At 31.9% G+C, this 21012-nt stretch carries 21 protein-coding genes; 10 read left to right on the top strand and 11 right to left on the bottom strand.

Translation table 11 applies throughout. The annotated features are described in order from the left end of the window. Positions 1 to 16: 16 nt before the first annotated feature. The 7 genes from B0A64_RS18000 to B0A64_RS17970 all read right to left on the bottom strand — a co-directional run bounded on the left by B0A64_RS18000 (position 17) and on the right by B0A64_RS17970 (position 5567). Entirely contained in the window at positions 17 to 628 is a 612-nt protein-coding gene (locus B0A64_RS18000) for an alpha-ketoglutarate-dependent dioxygenase AlkB family protein (protein WP_089480886.1), read from the bottom strand. Beyond that, complete coding sequence (locus tag B0A64_RS17995; RefSeq protein WP_089480885.1) at positions 615 to 860, bottom strand: Ada metal-binding domain-containing protein; 246 nt, start codon at positions 858 to 860, stop codon at positions 615 to 617. The genes B0A64_RS18000 and B0A64_RS17995 overlap by 14 nt, the downstream gene beginning before the upstream one ends. A 310-nt stretch (positions 861 to 1170) precedes the next feature. Beyond that, positions 1171 to 1884 (bottom strand): 2OG-Fe(II) oxygenase, encoded by a 714-nt coding sequence (locus B0A64_RS17990; RefSeq protein WP_089480884.1) that lies wholly within the window; start codon positions 1882 to 1884, stop codon positions 1171 to 1173. A 10-nt stretch (positions 1885 to 1894) separates the two neighbouring features. Continuing rightward, positions 1895 to 2746, bottom strand: a complete 852-nt coding sequence (locus B0A64_RS17985) for a bifunctional helix-turn-helix domain-containing protein/methylated-DNA--[protein]-cysteine S-methyltransferase (RefSeq protein WP_089480883.1) — start codon at positions 2744 to 2746, stop codon at positions 1895 to 1897. A 320-nt stretch (positions 2747 to 3066) separates the two neighbouring features. Further along, entirely contained in the window at positions 3067 to 4020 is a 954-nt protein-coding gene (locus B0A64_RS17980) for a Fic family protein (RefSeq protein ID WP_089480882.1), read from the bottom strand. A 41-nt stretch (positions 4021 to 4061) separates the two neighbouring features. Continuing rightward, positions 4062 to 4394 carry a DMT family transporter gene (locus tag B0A64_RS17975; RefSeq protein WP_089480881.1) on the bottom strand — a complete coding sequence of 111 codons (333 nt, stop codon included), beginning with the start codon at positions 4392 to 4394 and terminating at the stop codon, positions 4062 to 4064. A gap of 87 nt (positions 4395 to 4481) precedes the next feature. Continuing rightward, positions 4482 to 5567, bottom strand: coding sequence for a WG repeat-containing protein (locus B0A64_RS17970; protein WP_089480880.1), 1086 nt, complete (start codon positions 5565 to 5567; stop codon positions 4482 to 4484). A gap of 283 nt (positions 5568 to 5850) precedes the next feature. Between B0A64_RS17970 and B0A64_RS17965 the strand changes: the two genes are divergently transcribed. After that, complete coding sequence (locus tag B0A64_RS17965) at positions 5851 to 7701, top strand: hypothetical protein (protein ID WP_089480879.1); 1851 nt, start codon at positions 5851 to 5853, stop codon at positions 7699 to 7701. Positions 7702 to 7805: 104 nt separating this feature from the next. On the opposite strand, the gene ahcY is transcribed toward B0A64_RS17965, so the two are convergent. Then, positions 7806 to 9122: an adenosylhomocysteinase gene (ahcY, locus tag B0A64_RS17960; protein WP_041516432.1), complete on the bottom strand. Its 1317-nt coding sequence runs from the start codon at positions 9120 to 9122 to the stop codon at positions 7806 to 7808. Between the two features lie 391 nt (positions 9123 to 9513). On the opposite strand from ahcY, the gene B0A64_RS17955 reads away from it, so the two are divergent. From B0A64_RS17955 to B0A64_RS17940, 4 genes are all read left to right on the top strand, one after another. After that, positions 9514 to 10293: a hypothetical protein gene (locus tag B0A64_RS17955; protein ID WP_089480878.1), complete on the top strand. Its 780-nt coding sequence runs from the start codon at positions 9514 to 9516 to the stop codon at positions 10291 to 10293. Next, complete coding sequence (locus B0A64_RS17950) at positions 10294 to 11391, top strand: glycosyltransferase (protein WP_089480877.1); 1098 nt, start codon at positions 10294 to 10296, stop codon at positions 11389 to 11391. Between the two features lie 20 nt (positions 11392 to 11411). Further along, positions 11412 to 12212, top strand: coding sequence for a lipid II flippase family protein (locus tag B0A64_RS17945; RefSeq protein WP_089480876.1), 801 nt, complete (start codon positions 11412 to 11414; stop codon positions 12210 to 12212). A 157-nt stretch (positions 12213 to 12369) separates the two neighbouring features. Beyond that, positions 12370 to 13032, top strand: a complete 663-nt coding sequence (locus B0A64_RS17940; RefSeq protein ID WP_089480875.1) for a 4'-phosphopantetheinyl transferase family protein — start codon at positions 12370 to 12372, stop codon at positions 13030 to 13032. 73 nt (positions 13033 to 13105) lie between these two features. On the opposite strand, the gene B0A64_RS17935 is transcribed toward B0A64_RS17940, so the two are convergent. Together B0A64_RS17935 and B0A64_RS17930 are read right to left on the bottom strand one after the other, a co-directional pair. Then, complete coding sequence (locus B0A64_RS17935) at positions 13106 to 13393, bottom strand: hypothetical protein (RefSeq protein ID WP_089480874.1); 288 nt, start codon at positions 13391 to 13393, stop codon at positions 13106 to 13108. 81 nt (positions 13394 to 13474) lie between these two features. Next, positions 13475 to 14071, bottom strand: coding sequence for a Crp/Fnr family transcriptional regulator (locus B0A64_RS17930; protein WP_089480873.1), 597 nt, complete (start codon positions 14069 to 14071; stop codon positions 13475 to 13477). Between the two features lie 81 nt (positions 14072 to 14152). Between B0A64_RS17930 and B0A64_RS17925 the strand changes: the two genes are divergently transcribed. From B0A64_RS17925 to B0A64_RS17905, 5 genes are all read left to right on the top strand, one after another. After that, positions 14153 to 14881: a phosphoglycerol geranylgeranyltransferase gene (locus B0A64_RS17925; protein WP_089480872.1), complete on the top strand. Its 729-nt coding sequence runs from the start codon at positions 14153 to 14155 to the stop codon at positions 14879 to 14881. 30 nt (positions 14882 to 14911) lie between these two features. Continuing rightward, positions 14912 to 15535, top strand: a complete 624-nt coding sequence (pnuC, locus tag B0A64_RS17920) for a nicotinamide riboside transporter PnuC (RefSeq protein ID WP_089480871.1) — start codon at positions 14912 to 14914, stop codon at positions 15533 to 15535. Further along, positions 15496 to 17610 carry a DUF4301 family protein gene (locus B0A64_RS17915; protein WP_089480870.1) on the top strand — a complete coding sequence of 705 codons (2115 nt, stop codon included), beginning with the start codon at positions 15496 to 15498 and terminating at the stop codon, positions 17608 to 17610. Before pnuC ends, B0A64_RS17915 begins: the two co-directional genes overlap by 40 nt. Beyond that, positions 17610 to 18014, top strand: coding sequence for an alternative ribosome rescue aminoacyl-tRNA hydrolase ArfB (arfB, locus tag B0A64_RS17910; protein WP_089480869.1), 405 nt, complete (start codon positions 17610 to 17612; stop codon positions 18012 to 18014). The genes B0A64_RS17915 and arfB overlap by 1 nt, the downstream gene beginning before the upstream one ends. A gap of 257 nt (positions 18015 to 18271) precedes the next feature. After that, entirely contained in the window at positions 18272 to 20434 is a 2163-nt protein-coding gene (locus B0A64_RS17905) for a TonB-dependent receptor (protein ID WP_089480868.1), read from the top strand. Between the two features lie 58 nt (positions 20435 to 20492). Here the strand turns inward: B0A64_RS17905 and B0A64_RS17900 are convergent, their stop codons facing one another. Next, the gene (locus B0A64_RS17900) at positions 20493 to 20906 is read right to left on the bottom strand and encodes a Rieske (2Fe-2S) protein (protein WP_089480867.1); all 414 of its coding nucleotides are present in this window, start codon (positions 20904 to 20906) and stop codon (positions 20493 to 20495) included. Positions 20907 to 21012: the final 106 nt, after the last annotated feature.

Here is a 21012-nt window from a genome sequence, read left to right as displayed (position 1 = left end):
AATGGTTCAATACTTTTTATTGTGAAACAATTGTTCTAAAAGTCAAATTTACTCGAGGTTTTGATGTTGTTTTGGTGGGAGGTAAACGATGCAACCAATGCGTTTGTGTTGTGCCTTTCATAACCAATAAACTGCCATGTTCTAAGATTAGCGAAACCGTTTCTTTGGTTTCCTTATTTTTAAAAGCAAATTTGCGCTCAGCACCAAAACTTACAGATCCTATAGCGCCATTTTTTTTAAGATCTTTCTCACCATCGCTGTGCCACGCCATTCCTTCTTCGCCGGAATGATATAAATTAAGCAGGCAAGAATTGAATGTTTCGCCTGTTTTTTGTTCAACAATAGTTTTTAATTCCAGTAATTCGGTAGTCCACGGAAGTGCTTTTTTTGTCGTGTTCGAATACGTATATTCAAAACCCGAATCACCATACCAGGCTACTTTCCGTTTCGTAATAATAAGCTTTCCAAAAATAATAGCTTCATCATTTTTCCATTCGATACACTCTAGCAAAACGTCTAAATAATGATTTGCGTTTTCTCTGGAAAACAGTTTTCCGTAATAATTTACAGTTCCGTCTTTAGGAAGCAAATTGGTCGTTTCGTTTATTTCAGGGTTAAATAAGTCCATTTTTCCAGTTTTGATATTTGGTTTTGATACAATGTCCACAAGGTCTGTAACCATTTTGTTTCGCTTCATTTTCAGATAAAAAGAAAACCCGATTTTCTCGTTTCATTCTTTTTCCCGAAGAACATTGCAACGTTCCGTAAATTTTTAGTTTTCGGTTTCCACCAAAGCAAATTTCCGAATTTTTAATTTTATTTCGAAGATCTAAATCTGAAATTTCTTGATGTTGTATCATTTCTTTGTCTTTTTATGCCACAGATTACAGGATTAAAATGATTAAAAAAATCTGCTCAATCTGCCTAATCTACGTGAAAAAATTATCGGTTTTTATTCTGTAGAGGTGCACAGCGGTGCGTCTAACGTTTTTGGGTTTTTTCCGCCACGAATTCACGAATTAAACTAATTCTATTCGAATAGATTTTAAAAATAATTCGCGAATTCGGGGCAAAAGAACATGATCTCAGACGCACTGCAGTGCGCCTCTACGGACATACGGTGTTTTGAAACTTTGAACCTCTGTACCTTTGCCTCTTTGCACCTTAAAATTAAGACAACGCATCATGAAAAATAATTCCCAAAGTATGTCGTTCCCCCGAATGAATTTCGCTCACACCATGTTTCATATTTACGCGATAATACCCTTTTGTACCTTTTACAGGTCTAAAATTGGTTGTAAAAACCAAAACGTCTCCTTTTTTTGGTTTCAGTACAATGACTTTCGATTGTGCCCTTGGCATTTGTTGCGTCAAAACAAATTCTCCGCCGGTAAAGTCTTCATCAGGTTCATTCAGAAATAATACAATTTGAATCGGGAAATAAACATCGCCGTATAAATCCTGATGCAAAGTATTAAAACCGCTTTGACCATATTTTAAAATTAAAACAGTTGCTTTTAGTTGTTTATTGGCATGACATTGCTCTAATAATTCTGTATGGTTTTCAGGAAAAACGGTATTTATATTTAGTGCTTTCATCCACGTATTTGCAATTGGTGCCAATTTAGGATAAATACCCGTTCGAATTGATTGAATCAGATCAGGAAGAGGATAATTAAAATATTTGTATTCGCCTAAGCCAAAACGATATCGTTCCATAATAACTGTTTTTCGATAAAGCGCAGAGTTCGAATAGTTCTCTTTTAAGTTTTCGCATTGTTCATTATTCAGCATATTTGGTATAATGGCAAAACCATTTTGATGCATAGATTCGGTGATGCTTTCCCAATTAAGAGAAGCAATTTTTGATGGTATATTTTGCATGGAAAAGTTTTTAAATGGCTGAATTAATTTTAGCACCTTCCCAACCAATTATAGCAGTTTTACGGGTGTTTCCCCACATATAACCCCCAAAGGTTCCTGAAGATTGAATCACACGATGACACGGAATCAGGAAAGCTACAGGGTTGCTGCCAATTGCGGTTCCTACAGCTCTGGAAGCATTTGGTTTCTCGATTTGTTGTGCAATTGAACCGTAAGTAGAAAGTTGTCCCATTGGAATTTTAAGCAACGTTTCCCAAACTTTCAATTGAAAATCAGTTCCTTTTAAGTGCAGTTTGATTTCGGATAATTTGCTCCAGTCATTTTGAAAAATAAATAACGCATTTTGTTGCGACAAATCTAGTTTTCTGGAAAATGTAGCATTTGGAAATTTGTTTTCAAGGTCTTGAAATCCAGTTTCTTCATCTTCGGCGAAAGCCATAAAACAAACCCCTTTACTGGTCGATGCTACAATGATATTCCCAAACGGACTTTCGGCAAAACTAAAGTTAATTTCTAAATTTTTGCCACCATTTTTGTATTCAGCAGGAGTCATTCCTTCGATGTTTACAAATAAATCATGCAAACGACTTGTTCCGGATAATCCCGTATCAAAAGCGGCATCAGATAAAGTAGCCTGATTGTTTTCTTTAAGGATCTTTTTGGCGTTTTCGATACTTATGTATTGCAAGAATTTCTTCGGACTTGTTCCTGCCCATTCCGTAAACAACCGCTGAAAGTGAAACGGGCTTAAATGCACTTTTTCTGCAACCTCATCTAAGTTGGGTTGTTCCTTAAAGTTTACTTTGATATAATCTATTGCTTCGGCAATCCTATTATAATTGATGTTTTCCTGTGTGTTCATTTTCGTTCAATTTTATAATACAAAGATCTATAGGATTCTGCAGGCATAAAATCCGAAACTTGCGGTGTTTTTGTTGTTTTACTTTATTTTAGGTTTTGCAGTAATTTGAAACCTGAAAAAAATATTTCATTATTTCAGACTTTTTCCATTTTGTAATTGATCAGTTCAATACTTAATCTTATTTTTTTTGTTCCGCTTTTGTGATGAAACCTTTCTTGTCAAAAAAAAGCTTTACAGTTATGCTTACATCGGTAATAATCGTTTTGATTTTTCTTTTAAATCTGAAATTGTACTCTTTCTAAAATCCATTTTCATTTGAATTATATTAGAATATATTTTGTCTTATTTTGTGCTCCCTCAATTTTAAAAATTTTAAGTTCGACTCCTTTTTTTAAATCTCGACTTGCCGTAGCAGACGATATATCTTTAAAAACATTCATATAATCTTTCCTTGTAAATTCTCTTATACCTAACATAGAAAAATAATCCAATCGATCAACATCTTTTACTGTTCTATTGTTGTAGTTCAATAAACTTTCTAAAGATTTATTTATTACATCGAGCATATACTCAATAAAATGGGTTGATTTTCCGCTACTATCACTTAAAGCAAGGGATTTATAATATTCTTTTTGGGTTTGGCTAATTAATGTTTCAAAAGGTAAAAATTCAAAAACTGGATATTCATTCATTAAAATCACGGTCTGCCATAATCTGCCCATTCTACCATTTCCATCTAAAAAAGGATGAATAAATTCCATTTCATAATGAAAAACACAGCTTTTAATTAGCGCTAATTCATCTTTATCTTTTAAATAATCAAATAAATCATTCATTAAATAAGGAACGTTTTCATAAGGAGGGGCAATGTGTGCTACTTTCGTTCCTTTTACTATTCCAACACCTTGTCTTCGATATTTTCCAGCATCCGAAATTAATCCATTCATTAAGGTTGTATGTGCCTCTAAAAAACATTTAGAGGATGTTGCTTTATAGTGATCTAATTTCTGATATACTTTTATAGCATTAAGCACTTCAAGAACATCTTTTTCCGGACCAATAATACGTTTGTTTTCTATTAAAGCTGTTATTTGTTCTTCGGTTAAAGTATTTCCTTCAATTTGTAGAGAAGAATGTATGGTTTTAATTCTGTTCTGTTTCCTTAATTGAGGAGATTGTTTGTCTAAATTTACGGCATTTAGGGCTCCTATTTTTTCAGAAATTGAACTGATGAGTTTTAATATAGTGGGTGTAATGTCATACGGAGGCTTCATGATGGGATCATTTGATGCTATCAAAAATAGAGTTTTTTAAGTTAATGCGCCGTAGTTTTAGAAAAAACATTGATTACAACTACGCCAATCATAATTAAAACCAGACCAATAATAGCAGGTAAATCAGGGATTTGTTTAAAGAAAATAGCACCAATTACAGTAATCAAGACTATCCCTACTCCAGACCAGATCGCATAAGCAATCCCAACAGGAATTGTTCTAATAGCAAAACTTAAAAAATAGAATGCAGCAAAATAGCCTGCAATTGTAATAATGCTTGGGATAAGCTGTGTAAACTGCTCAGACTTTTTTAAGGCCGAAGTTGCGATGATCTCAAATATAATAGCAAGCCCTAAAAAAATAAAGTTTTTCATATTTCACGTTTTATACCTAACAGGTTTTAAAAACCGGTTAGGTTTGTTGTATTTTTTAAAGTTAACTTTTATACTGAAGTAAAAGAATTATTTGAGATTGTCTTTTGCACTAGAAACACTTATAAGCTTATAGCCATTTTCAGTTCTTAAAAACTCAAAATGATCTTGTTTTCCATTTTTATTAGAAATCACAATATTTTTTACAGGATATTTCCAATCTCTTGCCTGATTGCAATTATTGAAGTATTCTTCAAATTCTTTTCCTTCATAAATAAATTGATTCAAACTTTCAGAAAAAACATTGTAATCAGAATTTGCAGTTGTAAGCTCACTCAATTTAGCTTTTATTATCTTGTAATTCTGATTGATGAAATTCATTTTCGATTCATTTTTCCAGCCGTTTGGCTCTTTCCAATACGTGATTTTATCATAAGAGAATTTTAATAAATTGTTCTTTGATAAATCAGAAAGTAAACTCGTTTTTAGCCATGATTTAAACTCTTTATCAAAATTTACAAACGAATAATATTGACCGTCAACTCCGGTAAAGTTTTCTCTTATTTCCTCTTTATTGGGTTCCTTTGATTTTAGTAAAGAATAAAAATTGAGCTCATCATTGTATCTAAAATTCTCGATTAGCACATTATTATTGGTATCAATAAGATATTCTTTGCCGCCTGCCCAGCCAAAATGCCCATCTCCACCAGGATCCATCACTTTTTGTGCACCTTTTAGAGCGATAATCATTCCGTTTCTTACTCTGGTTAAATCGCTGTATTCGGCAGGAATTACGATTTTTCCTTCGCCATTAAATAGCCCCATTTTGTCTGTCTTATTGTCTTTAAAACGAATAAAACCTTCATTTTCGCAATCAGGTCCATTGTCATAAACATACAGACTATCACGACCAATTATTTTGCCCGATTTGGTCAGATAATAACTCTTCCAGGTTTTATCCAGATTCACTTCTTCTGAAACCACAATGATCTCGTCAAATTTATTGGCAGAAGTCAGCCCCATAAATTTCGGTTCAATTTTAATCTTTCCGGTTTTATCTTTAAAACCGATATGGGTGGTGTCTTTGTCCCAAAATGAAATCCAAATGTCTTTATTTTGTGCAGATACTACACAATTTAGGGTGAGAAATAGATAGAGAATGATATACTTTTTCATGAGATTAATTTATCGTAGATGGATTTCTAATTCATTATTTTTTGAAGAGTTCTTTAATTTCAAATTTAAAATTAAAATCTCAGGAATCATAAATAATATCGGACTAATTTAAGCTTGTTGGGCTGCACACGATTGCAAAGTATAAGTAATCTTTTGCGCTGGATTGATGCTTTTATTTGTAGCCGAATCATAAAATATTTTCTTTATCTGTTGCAAAAAAACTTATAGCGATGAGATTGAGTTTGTTTCAAAAAGATGTATTTTTCAAAAAAAAAACACACACATGAATAGAATTGTACTGATTTTGATGGGCTTTAGTCTTTCTATGTTTTCTCAAAAAAAAGAATATAGTAAGGAAGAGAAGGATATGGTTTATGAAATGACTTATAATACAAGTAAAGCAATGTTTAAAGTCCCTGATTTTCCTTTTAAAAAAGTAAATAAAAAAAATGATGAAATTCAAAAGAAAACCATTCAATCCCGTGAGGTTGTAAATTCTTCAATAGATACTCTTATTGCAAGAGGAGTTCTAAAATTGGGGAAATCTGAATATGGATATGACTTATTGTTTAATTCTCGCTTTCCGTCCTATTTTAAAGAGAATGATGAGGTTTCTATTATAGAATTTCACCCCGTAACAAGCAAGTTGTTTAATTTAAAAAAGGAGCTGATTGAAATTAAGAATGTTGGCGGTACTTCTTATGGCAGCGAGACTTTGTTAAAATTTAATAACGGAAAAACTACTGATTTGAATTTTACTACACTCCGTAAACAAGATCAAATAAATAATGCGGTAAATTTTAAAAACAATAACGAACTTTCTGAAATTAAAGGCAGTGTGGTTTATAATATTAAATTCATAACAGATAATGCTCAGGTAAAGCTTTCTCAAAAGGATATTGGAACTACGTTTAAGCTGAATAACACTGCATATAATTTAGTTGCGATTATCAACAATGTGGTTTTGATAGAGATAGCGGATTTGAATAATAGTGATAGAAAAAACGATATACATTTGATAAATTATGATGAGACAGGTAATGTATTGGTAAATTACAGCTATCAGGAATTGGTACAGTTAAAAAAGAAAAACAAAAAAATCAATGATGAAAGAGCTGGTTATAGTGATTTGAAAGGGAATGTAAGTAAACGCGTTTTTGAGGCTTTTAAAGCTAATCCGGCAATGACTTTTGAAGAATATAAAAAAGCTTTTACAATTGATGATATAATATCTGAAAAAGCCAAGTACATCTTTATTCAAACTACTGCGCCAATTAAGAATGATTTTGTTCTTTATGAACCTATTTATGGTATAGACAGGAGTTTTGAGATGATTTCTAATCAGGAAGAAAAACGAACAGAGCTTAAAAAAATGGATGTAGCAGATTATAATGCACCGCAGCTATCTGCAAATTGGGAAGAGAAATTATATGGAAATATCAAAGAATACACCGAGAATTTTTATTACGCATCTAAAAAGAACGGGAAGTATGTAAAAGGAAAAATGCAAAACTATACCACTTTCAAAAAAAATGCTAATGGTGAGTTTATCGAAGAAAAAATATTTCCTAAAAAATCTGATTATCCGGAAAACAAGTATAATAATTTAAAGCAAAAGATAGAATCGATAGGTTATGATGAAGATGGAAAGGTAACTGGAAAAACAATTTACAGCTATGGACCAGAGAATAAATTATTAGAAGAGAAAAGCTATTCTTCGGGAAGCGATACATTAAGAAGTTTGGTAAAATATCAATATGATAAAAATAAAATTATAAAAACGAATTTTTCTTATGATTATGTGGGAGGAGAAACGCACGTAAACGAGTCTGAGGATGATTTAATATATGATGAAAGAGGCAACCTTATAGAGCAACATTTTAAGAATAATAAAGAAGGTTTAGTTTATATAGACGAAATGGTCATTTATAGAAAATACGACTCTGATAATAGAATAATCGAGGAGTCAAGTAAGAATTCATTTTTAGGAAATGGAAAAATTAACTTAGATACAAAAACAGAATATCTTAAAATTGATAATCAAAAAAACTGGATTCAAATGTTTTTTGAAGGAGGTATAAGTTCAGAAAAGCAAGAGGCCAATTTTGTAGAACGAATTTTTGTATATGAATAGGGATATGTCATAAAAACAAAACCCTACAGATTTTTAAAATCTGTAGGGTTTGATATAGACAATCGAAGAAATCTAAAACCAGAAATCTTCAATCTAAAATTTATTTAGTATCTGTAGTATTCTGGTTTAAAAGGACCTTCAACCGGAACACCAATATAAGCAGCCTGATCGTCACGTAAAGTTTCTAATTCAACGCCTAATTTAGCCAAGTGCAAAGCAGCAACTTTTTCATCTAAGTGTTTTGGTAACATATAAACGTCATTGTTGTAAGCAGCACTGTTTTTCCATAATTCGATTTGAGCAAGAGTTTGGTTTGTAAATGAGTTACTCATTACAAAACTTGGGTGACCTGTAGCACAACCAAGGTTTACTAAACGACCTTCGGCAAGAATGATGATATCTTTTCCAGCGATTGTATATTTGTCAACTTGTGGTTTGATTTCGATTTTTGATGCACCGTGGTTTTTGTTCAACCAAGCCATATCAATTTCGTTATCAAAGTGACCAATGTTACAAACAACAGTTTTGTCTTTCATTTGCTCGAAATGAGATCCAAGAACGATATCTTTATTTCCTGTAGTTGTAATGATGATATCAGCATTAGCAATTACAGTATTTAATTTTTTAACTTCATAACCGTCCATTGCAGCTTGTAAAGCACAAATTGGGTCAATTTCAGTAACAGTTACAATAGATCCCGCACCTCTGAAAGAAGCAGCAGTTCCTTTTCCAACATCACCGTATCCGCAAACGATAACTCTTTTTCCAGCCAACATTAAGTCAGTTGCACGACGTACAGCATCTACAGCAGATTCTTTACAACCGTATTTGTTATCAAATTTAGATTTAGTAACAGAGTCATTAATGTTGATTGCAGGCATTGGTAAAGTCCCGGCTTTTACTCTTTCATAAAGTCTGTGAACTCCAGTTGTAGTTTCTTCAGACAATCCTTTGATTCCAGGAACCAATTCAGGGAAACGGTCAATAACCATGTTAGTTAAATCTCCACCATCGTCAAGAATCATGTTCAATGGTTTTCTGTCTTCACCAAAGAATAAAGTTTGCTCAATACACCAGTCAAATGATTGCTCATCAAGACCTTTCCATGCATAAACCTGAATTCCGGCAGCAGCAATAGCAGCAGCAGCCTGATCCTGAGTAGAGAAAATGTTACAAGAAGACCAAGTAACCTCTGCACCAAGAGCGATTAAAGTTTCGATCAAAACTGCAGTCTGGATCGTCATGTGCAAACATCCAGCGATACGAGCACCTGCAAGAGGTTGTTCGTCTTTATATTCAGCGCGAAGTGCCATTAAACCTGGCATTTCAGCTTCAGCTAATTCAATTTCTTTTCTTCCCCAAGCCGCTAGAGAAATGTCTTTTACTTTGAAAGCCACAAAAGGCGTAGTTGTAGTACTCATTTATAGTATATTTGTAATTGTAAAATTTTTGCAAATTTACGGAATAGGTTTTTAATTTAGACTACTTTCTTTCAGATTTGTGAAATGTTTAATTTCTTAATCTTTAGAATATTAGTTAAACATAGCTTTTAGAAGTTAATCTTCTTTTTGATGCAATCCTTTTTAATTCGGTCAGTTTATAAATTAGAATTTTTGTAATCTATTTTTGTCTTATATAAATCTTTTGTTTTTAATAAATCATTGCACATCTTTTTGGTGATTTGGACTTTATTGTTATGGTTTTTTGATGAAAAGAAGTTATTCTGGTATTTTAAAAAAAATTAAAAAGTATTCTGTAATTATTATCTTGCACTATAAATTAAATCATCGATTTAACAATTTCTAAAAAAATATGGAAAAAAAGACGGCATTAATAATTGGTCATCCTGGGCATGAACTGAGAGCATATACATATATAAAAAAATACAAACCTGATGTATTTATTTTAACTGATGGCTCAGGATCAAGTAATGCTTCAAGAATTCATCAATCTATAAAATTATTAGATTCAATAGGTGCCAAATTTCAAGATTCTATAAAAGTATTTACAGATAAAGAATTATATAATATAGTTTTAGAACAAGATTTATCTGAAATCTCAATATATATGGATAGTCTAAAGAATATCATTATTAAAAACAATTATGATGTAATTGTAGGTGATGCTTTGGAAGGATTTAATCCGACTCATGACATTTGCAGGTATTTGATCAATGGAATTCTTTCTGCGATATCTTCGGATGATAGTTCAAAAGCAATTTTAAATTATGATTTTGTGTTAGATTCCGCGCCAAATAATATTTCAATTGATGATAACGCAGGAGGACTGTCTTTGAGGCTTTCTGATGAAGAGTTTTATATGAAAATGGAGGCGGCAATGAATTATCCGGAGTTAAAATATGAAGTTGAAACGGCTGTTAATAAATATGGAAAAGAAGTTTTTTTATGGGAATCATTTGGAAAAGTATCAGATCTTAATCAAATTTCAAATTGGAACACTTCAAAACCTTACTATGAACAATTTGGAGAGAAAAGAGTGAAGGAGGGAGCTTACTCTACTGTTATAACTTTTGAAAAACATATTAAGCCTATTGCTGAATTGTGTTTGGGTAATAATATTAATTTCTTGTAAATGAATGTATTAATTACAAATATTCATATTGCTGAATACACCGGAACAGAGACATATGTAAAAGAATTAGCAATTGAACTTATCAACAGAGGCAACTTAGTAGAAATTTTTACATTAAGAATGGGTGATTTATCGCAAGAGTTGATTGAAAAAGGAATTAATGTTACTAACAATCTAAAAAAATTAAAGCTGACACCAGATATTATTCATGCACATCATAATATTACCGCGCTTAAAGCAATAAAATTTTTCAAATTTACTCCTGTAGTTTATTTTATTCATGATAGAACTTCTGTATTTGATAATCCATACCAACATAAGAACATTCTTAGATATATTGCCGTTGATTATAATTGCAAAGAACGATATTGTTTAGAAAATAATTTTAAAGAAGAAGATATAGAAATTGTCTATAATTGGGTAAATACATATCGATTTCGATTGAAAGAACAAATTAATAAACAACCAAAAAAAGCATTGGTTTTTTCTAATTATTTGAATGATAACAATATTTATCCCCAAATAAAAGAGGCTTGTACAGATCTTGGAGTTGAAGTTGAAATTATAGGTTATTCAAGTGGTAATATTTGTCTGGAGCCTGAAAAAATACTTCATAAATATGACTTGGTGTTTGCGAAAGCAAAAGCGGCAATAGAAGCTATGGCAACTGGAGCAGCTGTAATTGTTTGTGATTTTAGAGGATTAGGAGGTATGGTTACCAGTTCTAATATGAAACACTTTAGAGATTTTAATTTTGGAATGAAACTTATGACAAATGTCCCAACAAAAAAAAATCTGATTGCAGAGATTAATAAATATGATTCGTTCGAGACAATTAAAATTTCTGAATATATTATTAGGGAGTCTAATTTTCTTTTGGTTGTTTCTCATTTGGAAAAAATATATTCAACTGTGATAATAGATTTTAAAAACCAAATAAAAGGAAAATATCATTCTTCATTTTTGCAATACATATTTATATATAAGTCTACAATTGTAATTTTAACCAAGCTTCGTTTAAAATCAAGGCTTCCTAAGCTGTATGCTTTTCTAAAATATTATTTAAAAATTAATACTAGACTTCTTTTATTTATATAATTAATAATGCAAGAAATAATATGACAGTCAATATTTTAATAGTCTGTATACTTACTTTGATAATTCATTTTATAGGAATTATTAGTTTATCAGCTAAGATTGTTGGAACAAGGACCAGAAGAATTGCCTCCTCTGCTTCTATTTTTAATATAATAATTATCATATCACAATTTTCAAATACAATACAGGCGCCTTTGTTAACAAAAACGATCGAAAATAATATCAATCTTGGAAATTCACCAGATCTTTCTATCTTTAGATGTATTATTTTTTCTGCCACAATTGGAGGCATTTTGGGTGGTTTATTTGTTCCAACAATTCATAGATTTATGGAAAAAGGGGTAAATGCATTATATAATAATCGCTCAGTTTTTGTGGTAATAATGAAGTCTTTTAGTTTATCTACAGTTATTCATTTTAAAAATAGTTTTACCATACCAAAGAAATCTAATTTTGACAGATTAAATAAATTTAAAGATATATATATAGAATTAGTATTGCTTAATGTTGTTGTATACGCTTTTATTACAGTAAGTGTGTTGTCGTGCTTATATGCGGGCTATTTAAATCCAAATTTAAGAACTACATCATTGTCCATGAGTGGTGTAGCAGTTAGTTTGGGGTCGATAGGGATGATGTTATTTATTGAGCCTTATCATGCAACTTTAACAGATAAAGTGATAGATGGTTCTGTAACCGAATCGTTTTTTAGAAGGCACCTGATTTTTGTTATAATTGCACGAATTTTCGGGACCATTTTAGGACAGTTTATTTTTATTCCGTTAGCCTGGTTAATTGTGAAATTAGCCGAAATGTTATAAACGTAAAGATTTGAAAATTTGATTATATTAAAAAAAGTAAAATGTTTTTTGGTATAATCAAATACAATTTAAAAAACTGATATTAAATTACAAATTCAATTTTCAGATCACAAAAATAATTCATAACTTAAAGCTCATAATTCATAATTAAAAAAGCATGCCTTTATTTCAAACCATACAATTCAACGAAACAACCAAAATCTTAGTCTGGCACATAACGGAATCTTTTGAGGAGTTATTGAGCAAGGTTGTTTTAAAAGAAAAAACGCAGCTTCGCCTAATAGGTATGAAGTCAGAAATGCACCAGCGTGCTTTTTTGAGCGTTCGTATGTTAATACAGGAAATGGGTTTTACAGACCATGAAATGCATTATGACGAATTTGGAAAACCTTATTTTAATTGTCACAACCATATATCGATCACACATTCGCATGATTTTGCAGCCATTATCATTAGTGACGAAACCGTAGGAATCGACATGGAATTGCAGCGTGAAAAAATTCTTCGAATTGCGGATAAATTTGTAGATACAGAAAACAGTTATTTATCCCAACATTTGGGGACTCAAAATATAGCCAATTATATCAGAGAACTTACCGTAATCTGGGGAGCAAAAGAAGCTATTTTTAAAATTAGAAACGAAAAAGGAATCAGTTTTAAAGATCATATTAGAGTAGATGCTTTTTCGTTAGACAAAAATCAGACTCAGGCTAGTCTGCATTTTAATGATTTGGTAGTAGATTTTAATGTGCACTATAAAGAAATTAAGTCAAGTGCTTCAGGACAAAACTTTACTTTGGTTTATGCTTTTGAGAAGTAGTTTGTAGTCACAGTTTTCAGTGGCGGTTTTCAGTAAAAAAAAGAAATATCAGCTCTATTTTCTATTTGTTTTTTCATAGTACAAAACTATTGAGAAATATAAAAAAGACACTTAATAAAGCACTTAAAATAATAAGGTTAAAAACCACTTTGTGTTTCATTTGTGCTAAAATTGAAGTGTTGGCAAAAACACAAGCCAAAACAATAATACCCAATTGTATCATTTGAGCAATAGAGGTTCCGTGAGAAAGAATATACATTGCAGCTGCGCCACCTAAGCAGCTTTGGGCAATTACAGCCATTGCAGCAGAACCCATATAATTTTTATTAAAATTTTCGAATGTTGTTTGATATAGTGTCATGATATTGTGATTTTTATACTACAAAGGTACAGGCACTATACTGCTCCATTTTATGACTAAAATCATAAAACATGAACTTTTTTATCGGTATACTTTTCTGTTTATAATCTTAAGAACGCCCTTTTTTTCCAGAGCCTTAATAGTTCTTATCACGGTTTCTACCCGTAAACCGGTCAAATCCCCAATTTGTTGTCTCGTAAAATTGATGAGATAGCCGTTATCCTCTTTCTTAAAATTAAAATAGGCAATTCCGTGATCCATTAGCTTTAAAATACGATGTTCAGGTTCTTGCGTAGACATTTCTGCCGCCATAACCGATTTATAATACAAGCGTTGTGCTAAATTCTCGATTATTTTGATGCTGACATTTGCATTTTCTTCCAGCAATTTCATAAAGCTGCTTTTAGAGATAAAAAGAACTTCTGAGTCTTCAACAGCAATGGCGTTAGCAGGATAATTTTGATTCAGGAATAAAGGAGGTTCACCAAAAGATTGATTTTTGTAAAAGATACCCTGAATAAATTCGCGACCATCATCATTATAATTACTCATTTTTATCTCACCGGAAACAATTTGGTAATAATGCGTAGGTAGATTTCCTTCTTCAAATATAATTTCATTTTTGTCGAAAGATTTTTTCAGAGCGCCATATTTTTCTAAGAGATCAATTGCAATCATAATTTTGTTTAACGATAACACAAATATAATTCATTCAAAATAGTTCTTCTACATTAAAAAACTTTTACTTTTACGCCCATTATGAGACAGAAAATACCCAATATATGCCAACAAATTTTGGAAGCAAAAAGTAATGGACAAAAATTACTCGCCATACTTTTGGATCCTGATAAAATTGCTTGGGAAAATTTAGATCATTTATTAGCTAAAATAAATCAATCTCCGGCAACACATATTTTTGTGGGAGGAAGTATTGTCGAATCTACGATCTTAGAAGATTTAATTGCAGCATTAAAACAAAAAACAAATTTGCCCGTTGTGATATTTCCGGGAAATCCGTCGCAGATTTCGCCTCAGGCCGATGCTATTTTGTTCTTGTCCTTATTGTCTGGTCGAAATCCGGATTACCTAATAGAATATCAGGTTCAGGCAGCGCCAATTCTTAAAAAAACAAATCTTGAAGTGATTTCAACCGGTTATATTTTGATCGAAAGCGGCAACGAAACTGCTGTTGCGCGAGTAAGTAAAACAAAACCATTAAATAGAGAAAATTTTGATCTCGTTCTTGCAACTGCGCAAGCAGGAGAAATGTTAGGCAATAAATTAATTTATCTAGAGGCAGGAAGTGGAGCAAAAAAATCAGTTCCGTTGGAAATGATACAGTTAATTGCTCAAAATATTAATATTCCTATTATTGTTGGAGGAGGAATTGTAGATTTGCACGGAATTCAAAATGCCTACAATGCAGGTGCAGATCTGGTCGTTATTGGAACTGCTTTTGAGAACGACAGTCATTTTTTTGAATCATAAAACAGGAACAAACCTAAAACAACCCCCCCAATGATAGATTTTTTTCTTGAGAGTTACAAAAATGCTCCTTTATGGCATATTGCTTTAGAGTTTTTAGTTTTTGTTTGTGGAATTTTAAGCGTTTGGTTTGCTAAAAAAGAAAATATCTGGGTATATCCAACAGGACTAATTGCCACAGTAATCTCCGTATATCTATTATATATTGCCGGTTATATTGGAGATATGATTATTAATGGATATTTCTCGATCATGAGTATTTATGGTTGGTATGTTTGGGCAAAAGGAGGAACCGCTGAAGATAATATGCCTATTACACGAACTAACTTTAATGAAAAAATAATCGGAATTTTGCTTTTCTTTGTAACTGTTTTCGTAGTTTTCGGGATTTATAAATATTTTGATTATAAAATAAATCCGGATAATTATGTCGACATGATTTCATCAGGAATATTTTTTGCAGGAATGTGGTATATGGCCAGAAAAAAGATCGAAAACTGGACGCTTTGGATCATTGGCGACATTATTGTAGTACCTCTTTATGCTTATCGCGGCTTAGGGATGTTGTCACTTCAATATTTAATTTTTACAATTTTGGCTATTTCAGCTTATTTAGAATGGAGAAAAATCTTAGACAGCAAAAAACAGCTATCATAAAAATTGCTTTATTTGGTCCTGAAAGTACAGGTAAAACCACATTGGCAAAACAACTTGCAGAATATTATGAAACCGAATGGGTTCCTGAATTTGCACGTGATTATTTGCAGGAAAAATGGGAAGAGAATCAACATATTTGTGTTGCAGATGATATGTTGCCTATTGCATACGGACAAGTTGCACTAGAAAATAAAAAGCTATTGTCAGCAAAGAAATATTTGTTTTCTGACACTAATTTAATGGTTACCAAAGTTTTTTCTGAGATGTATTACGGTTTCAGTGATCCGCTTTTAAAAGAAGCCGCATTAGAACATGAATACGATTTATTTTTTCTTACCGATATTGATGTTCCTTGGGAAAAAGATGACATTAGAGATACTCCTGACGGAAGAGAATCTGCTTTTTTAGTATTTAAACAAACCCTGATAGAAGCAAAAAAGCCCTTTATAACACTTTCCGGTAATAAAAAAAGTCGTTTGGCTACTGCCATTGCAATTATAGACAATTTGTCGATTGCAAAACAGCACGGTATTTCATCAGCAGATTTTGTTCAGATTTATAATCACGGGATTTCTTTTGATAAAATACTGAAACAGTTGGAAGTTTTTAAAAACGGAATTGTAAAAAGTAACTTAATTAGTCCGGCAACCATTAATAACGGAATTTTAAGTTTGTGTGAAGCTGAATTTGAAGAAAAAGCTGCTTTTTTTGATTTTCAAAAAGAAAAATTAAAACTAAAAAAGTTTGTTCCGGCATCTGGAGCTGCAAGTAGAATGTTTAAGTTTTTAAGTGCTTTTTTGAATGATTTTGATCTTAAAAAAGAAACTATAAACGCCTACGTCAATAGAAAAAAAGACAGTGACTTGTCTATTTTTATTGTTGCAATGGATAAGTTTCCTTTCTTTAAAACTTTAGATGAAAAGCTTAAGGAGATTTATCCTGATTTTGAAACTTTAGACAGGGATTACAAAAATTATTATTTTATAAAAATGTTATTGGCTTCTGATTATTTTGATTTTGCAAATAAGCCAAAAGCAGTATTGCCATTTCATCAATATAAAACCCATATAGCAAATCCAATCGAAGAACATTTGAATGAATGTGCACATTATGCAACAGCAAATCAAATTTCTAATCTGCATTTTACAGTTTCAGAAGCACATCAATATTTGTTTGAAAATGAAGTTGGTGTTCTTAAAGAAAAAGTAGAGAAAGAATGCGGTATTGAGATTAATATTGCTTATTCCTATCAAAACAAAAGCACAGATTCTATTTGTGTAGACATTAAAAATAGTCCTATTAGGGATAAAAACAATGATCTGGTTTTTAGACCCGGGGGGCACGGAGCATTAATCGAGAATCTAAATGAGCTTGATGCGGATGTTATTTTTATGAAAAACATTGATAATGTAATTCAAAATCATATTGATAAAATTGCATTGTATAAAAAAGCATTAGCCGGTGTTTTAATTGAAACACAGCAAAAAGTTTTTGATTATTTAACAGCTATTGAAAAGCAGGAAATAAAAGAAAATAATATCGAAGAAATTCGTGATTTTTTATTGCAGAAGCTAAATATTGAAATGAGTAGTGACTTTAATAAATTTACTTTCGAAAATAAAGTAAATAAGATTAAAGATTTACTAGACAGACCAATCAGGGTTTGCGGAATGGTAAAAAATGAAGGAGAACCTGGTGGCGGGCCGTTTTGGGTAATGAATGATAAAGGAGCTGTTTCATTGCAAATTGTAGAAACGTCGCAAGTTGATTTGACCAATAAAAAGCAACAGGAAATTTTGGCCGAAGCAACTCACTTTAATCCGGTTGATTTAGTTTGCGGAATAAAAAATTATAAAAATGAAAAGTTTGATTTATTAAAATTTGTAGATCAAAAAGCAGGTTTTATTGTTGAAAAAAGTGTCGACGGAAAAATAGTTAAAAGCTACGAATTACCCGGATTATGGAATGGTGCTATGGCCAATTGGCTGACCATTTTTGTGGCAGTACCATTGATAACTTTTAATCCGGTAAAAACAGTCAACGATTTATTAAAAGCAGCACATCAACCACAATAATGGATATAGAAAAAATTATAACAGAGTTAAGTTTTAAAGCCGTTAGAAGTAGTGGTGCAGGTGGACAAAATGTGAATAAAGTCTCGTCGAAAGTAGTTTTGACCTTTGATTTGAATACTTCGCAGGCTTTGTCTGATGAAGAGAAATTGCTTTTGTTGACAAATATTTCGTCTCGTCTAACAACAGAAAATATCCTGATTTTAAATTGTGATGAAGATAGAAGTCAGCTTAAAAATAAAGATATTGTTGTAAAACGTTTTCTGGAAATTATTAAAAAAGGATTGTTTGTGCCTAAAGTTCGTAAAGCAACTAAGATTCCAAAATCTGTAATTAGAAAACGAATCAAAGACAAAAAGAATATTTCTGAAAGAAAGCAATCAAGGAGAAAACCGGATTTAGATTAGTTGGCATTTTTTGATTTTTAACTAATTTAAAAATCTAACAGGCAAACAATCTAAATATCTAAAAATCTTTTCTAAATTTGCCCTGTCTCAAAGGGGTGCTCTAAATAACGAGCTGAGATCATACCCAAAGAACCTGAGCGAGTAATGTTGCTAAGGGAAAAAACGACAGTTTTAGTGTATATGCTATATACTGTGGTGAAACATTTATTAATTTTAACAAAAGAATAATTCCCCCTTTTATTCGTAATTTTTTACGGATGAAAACTATTTTAAAAGGTGCTTTCAAAGGTACAAAGGTGCAAAGGTACAAAGGTTCAAAGCTTACTCAAAAGTCTATTTTCTTTCTTCTTTGTTCTATTTTCTTTACACAACTCTCTTTCTCTCAGGAACAAGATTCTACAAAAGTCAATAAACTAGATGATGTTTTAGTTTCTGCGGTTCGTGTTACTACAAAAACTCCCGTAAGTTTTAGCAATCTTGATAAAAAAGATATTAAATACAGAAATCTGGGACAGGATATTCCAATTCTTATGAACTATTTGCCCTCTGTAGTTACCACTTCAGATGCTGGAAATGGTTTTGGATATACCGGAATCAGAGTACGTGGTAGCGATGCAACGAGAGTTAATGTTACTATAAACGGAATACCGTATAATGATGCCGAAAGTCAGGGAACTTTTTGGGTAAACATGCCGGATTTTGCTTCGTCTGTAGAAAGTTTGCAATTGCAAAGAGGCGTTGGAACGTCTACAAATGGTTCTTCTGCATTTGGTGCCAGCCTGAATATGCTAACAGATAATTATGCCTCTAAAGCTACCGGAGAAATCTCAAGTTCTTACGGAAGTTTTAATTCTAAGAAAAACACAGTAAAATTTAGTACAGGATTATTAAACGATCATTTTGAAATTGCAGGACGTTTGTCATCACTTAAATCAGATGGTTATGTTGACAGAGCCAGTTCAGATCTAAAATCGTATTTCCTGCAAGGAACTTATGTAGGTAAAACAACCTTGATTAAAGCATTGGTTTTTGGCGGAACCGAAAAAACATACCAATCCTGGAATGGAATCGATGCAGAGACTTTAAATACAGATCGTACCTTTAATTCTGCTGGAATGTATACAGACCAAGCCGGGAATGTACGTTTTTATGATAATGAAACCGATAACTATAAACAAGATCACTATCAATTGCATTGGAACGAATCTTTTTCGGACAAATGGAGTTCAAACCTGGCTTTTCATTATACAAAAGGAAAAGGGTATTACGAAAACTACAAAGAAGATGCTACGATGGCTGATTATGGTTTGTTGCCCGTTGGTGCTGTAACAACCACAGATTTAGTGCGTCAGAAATGGTTGGATAATGATTTTTACGGAACTACTTTTTCCGTAAAATATAAAGACGAAAAATTAGATGTTATTTTAGGCGGTGGATGGAATAAATACGAAGGCGATCATTACGGTAAAGTTATCTGGGCAAGATATGCTTCGCAATCAGAGCCTGGGGATCATTATTATGATGATTCTTCGACTAAAACGGATGGAAATATTTTTGCAAAAGCAAATTATCAGTTTACAGAAAAATTGAGTTTTTATGGCGATTTGCAGTACCGAAACGTAAAGTACAAGGCAAATAGCTACGAAACAGGAGTTGTCGATGATAATTTTAATTTCTTTAATCCCAAAGCGGGCCTGAACTATGATATCAATCAAAAAAGCACACTTTACTTTTCATACGCCAGAGCCAATCGTGAACCTAACAGAACAGATTATGAAGGTGGAAATGTAAAACCGGAAAAATTAAATGATTTTGAGTTAGGGTGGAGATTCAATTCAGATAAATTTCAATTGACTTCGAATGTATATTACATGGCATACAAAGATCAATTGATCTTAACCGGAAGATTGGATGATGTTGGAGCGCCAATTCGTGCCAATACTGAAAAAAGTTATCGTTTAGGTTTTGAAGTAGATGCTACTATTAAACTTTCAGAGAAATTTATCCTTAGACCAAACTTCACATTAAGCAGTAATAAAAATGTTGATTTAGCAGTTGAAGGTCAAAATTACGGAACAACATCTATTGCATATTCGCCAAACGTTATTGCAGGAAATATTATAGTTTATAGCCCAATTCAGGCTTTGCATATTTCGTTATTACAAAAATATGTAGGGGAGCAATACATGAATAATATCGAATTGCCGGCAGCTAAACTGGCAGATTATTTTGTAAACGACTTTAATGTTTCGTATGAAATAAAACCTAAATCAATCTTTAAATCAATTATGATTACTGGTTTAGTAAACAATATTTTAGATAAAAAGTATGTTTCAAACGGAGCGATGTATGATATTTATCCCTACTACTATCCACAGGCAGGAATAAATTTTCTGGCAGGATTGACTCTGAAATTCTAAATAAAAAATCTGGAAAACAAAAAAGCCTGAAAATTTAAACTTTCAGGCTTTTTGTATTTTAATTATAAACGTGAATTACTGTTCCGCTTACTTCAACCCTATATTGTTTTAGAGGATATTCTTTGCCTCCAAGTCCTGTAAACAAGCTATATTCTGATTTGTCGCAAGAACAAACAGCATTTATTCCATTTATTGTCATCGCAATGCATGAGGTCAATGCCTGATTAGGACAAGCTGCATCAAAGGCAGTATAACCGCTCCCGGCGTTAAAAATAATAATTCCTTTTGCACCATAATTAGGAACAATAACACCATTACTAACAAATTTAAGATTTGAATAAGCCGGCAAATTCATGTCAACGGTTAAGTTTACAGAATAGTTTGGGATGTTAGGATTTTTGTTACTGACACCGTTATCACTACAAGAGAAAAGGAGAGAAACAAATACGATTAAGAGCCAGAATTTTTTCATTATTTTAATAAGAATTAGTGAAACAAAAATAATTTATTTGAATTTGATTTTTATATGATTAACATATAATTATGTACTATTAAAAATAATAGTATATTTGTAATAC

This window comes from Flavobacterium araucananum (genome assembly GCF_002222055.1).
Classification (GTDB): domain Bacteria; phylum Bacteroidota; class Bacteroidia; order Flavobacteriales; family Flavobacteriaceae; genus Flavobacterium; species Flavobacterium araucananum.
This window is presented reverse-complemented; position numbering and strand designations above follow the sequence as displayed.

What these genes read in the sequence shown, in the direction of transcription:
- B0A64_RS17985 (WP_089480883.1), bottom strand. Translation starts at nt 2,746, where the DNA reads ATGAACACACAGGAAAACATCAATTATAATAGGATTGCCGAAGCAATA.
- B0A64_RS17935 (WP_089480874.1), bottom strand. Translation starts at nt 13,393, where the DNA reads ATGACACTATATCAAACAACATTCGAAAATTTTAATAAAAATTATATG.
- B0A64_RS17915 (WP_089480870.1), top strand. Translation starts at nt 15,496, where the DNA reads ATGGAGAAAAATCTTAGACAGCAAAAAACAGCTATCATAAAAATTGCT.
- B0A64_RS17995 (WP_089480885.1), bottom strand. Translation starts at nt 860, where the DNA reads ATGATACAACATCAAGAAATTTCAGATTTAGATCTTCGAAATAAAATT.
- B0A64_RS17970 (WP_089480880.1), bottom strand. Translation starts at nt 5,567, where the DNA reads ATGAAAAAGTATATCATTCTCTATCTATTTCTCACCCTAAATTGTGTA.
- B0A64_RS18000 (WP_089480886.1), bottom strand. Translation starts at nt 628, where the DNA reads ATGGACTTATTTAACCCTGAAATAAACGAAACGACCAATTTGCTTCCT.
- B0A64_RS17925 (WP_089480872.1), top strand. Translation starts at nt 14,153, where the DNA reads ATGAGACAGAAAATACCCAATATATGCCAACAAATTTTGGAAGCAAAA.
- B0A64_RS17950 (WP_089480877.1), top strand. Translation starts at nt 10,294, where the DNA reads ATGAATGTATTAATTACAAATATTCATATTGCTGAATACACCGGAACA.
- B0A64_RS17975 (WP_089480881.1), bottom strand. Translation starts at nt 4,394, where the DNA reads ATGAAAAACTTTATTTTTTTAGGGCTTGCTATTATATTTGAGATCATC.
- B0A64_RS17945 (WP_089480876.1), top strand. Translation starts at nt 11,412, where the DNA reads ATGACAGTCAATATTTTAATAGTCTGTATACTTACTTTGATAATTCAT.
- B0A64_RS17940 (WP_089480875.1), top strand. Translation starts at nt 12,370, where the DNA reads ATGCCTTTATTTCAAACCATACAATTCAACGAAACAACCAAAATCTTA.
- arfB (WP_089480869.1), top strand. Translation starts at nt 17,610, where the DNA reads ATGGATATAGAAAAAATTATAACAGAGTTAAGTTTTAAAGCCGTTAGA.
- B0A64_RS17965 (WP_089480879.1), top strand. Translation starts at nt 5,851, where the DNA reads ATGAATAGAATTGTACTGATTTTGATGGGCTTTAGTCTTTCTATGTTT.
- B0A64_RS17930 (WP_089480873.1), bottom strand. Translation starts at nt 14,071, where the DNA reads ATGATTGCAATTGATCTCTTAGAAAAATATGGCGCTCTGAAAAAATCT.
- pnuC (WP_089480871.1), top strand. Translation starts at nt 14,912, where the DNA reads ATGATAGATTTTTTTCTTGAGAGTTACAAAAATGCTCCTTTATGGCAT.
- B0A64_RS17990 (WP_089480884.1), bottom strand. Translation starts at nt 1,884, where the DNA reads ATGCAAAATATACCATCAAAAATTGCTTCTCTTAATTGGGAAAGCATC.
- B0A64_RS17905 (WP_089480868.1), top strand. Translation starts at nt 18,272, where the DNA reads ATGAAAACTATTTTAAAAGGTGCTTTCAAAGGTACAAAGGTGCAAAGG.
- B0A64_RS17900 (WP_089480867.1), bottom strand. Translation starts at nt 20,906, where the DNA reads ATGAAAAAATTCTGGCTCTTAATCGTATTTGTTTCTCTCCTTTTCTCT.
- B0A64_RS17955 (WP_089480878.1), top strand. Translation starts at nt 9,514, where the DNA reads ATGGAAAAAAAGACGGCATTAATAATTGGTCATCCTGGGCATGAACTG.
- B0A64_RS17980 (WP_089480882.1), bottom strand. Translation starts at nt 4,020, where the DNA reads ATGAAGCCTCCGTATGACATTACACCCACTATATTAAAACTCATCAGT.
- ahcY (WP_041516432.1), bottom strand. Translation starts at nt 9,122, where the DNA reads ATGAGTACTACAACTACGCCTTTTGTGGCTTTCAAAGTAAAAGACATT.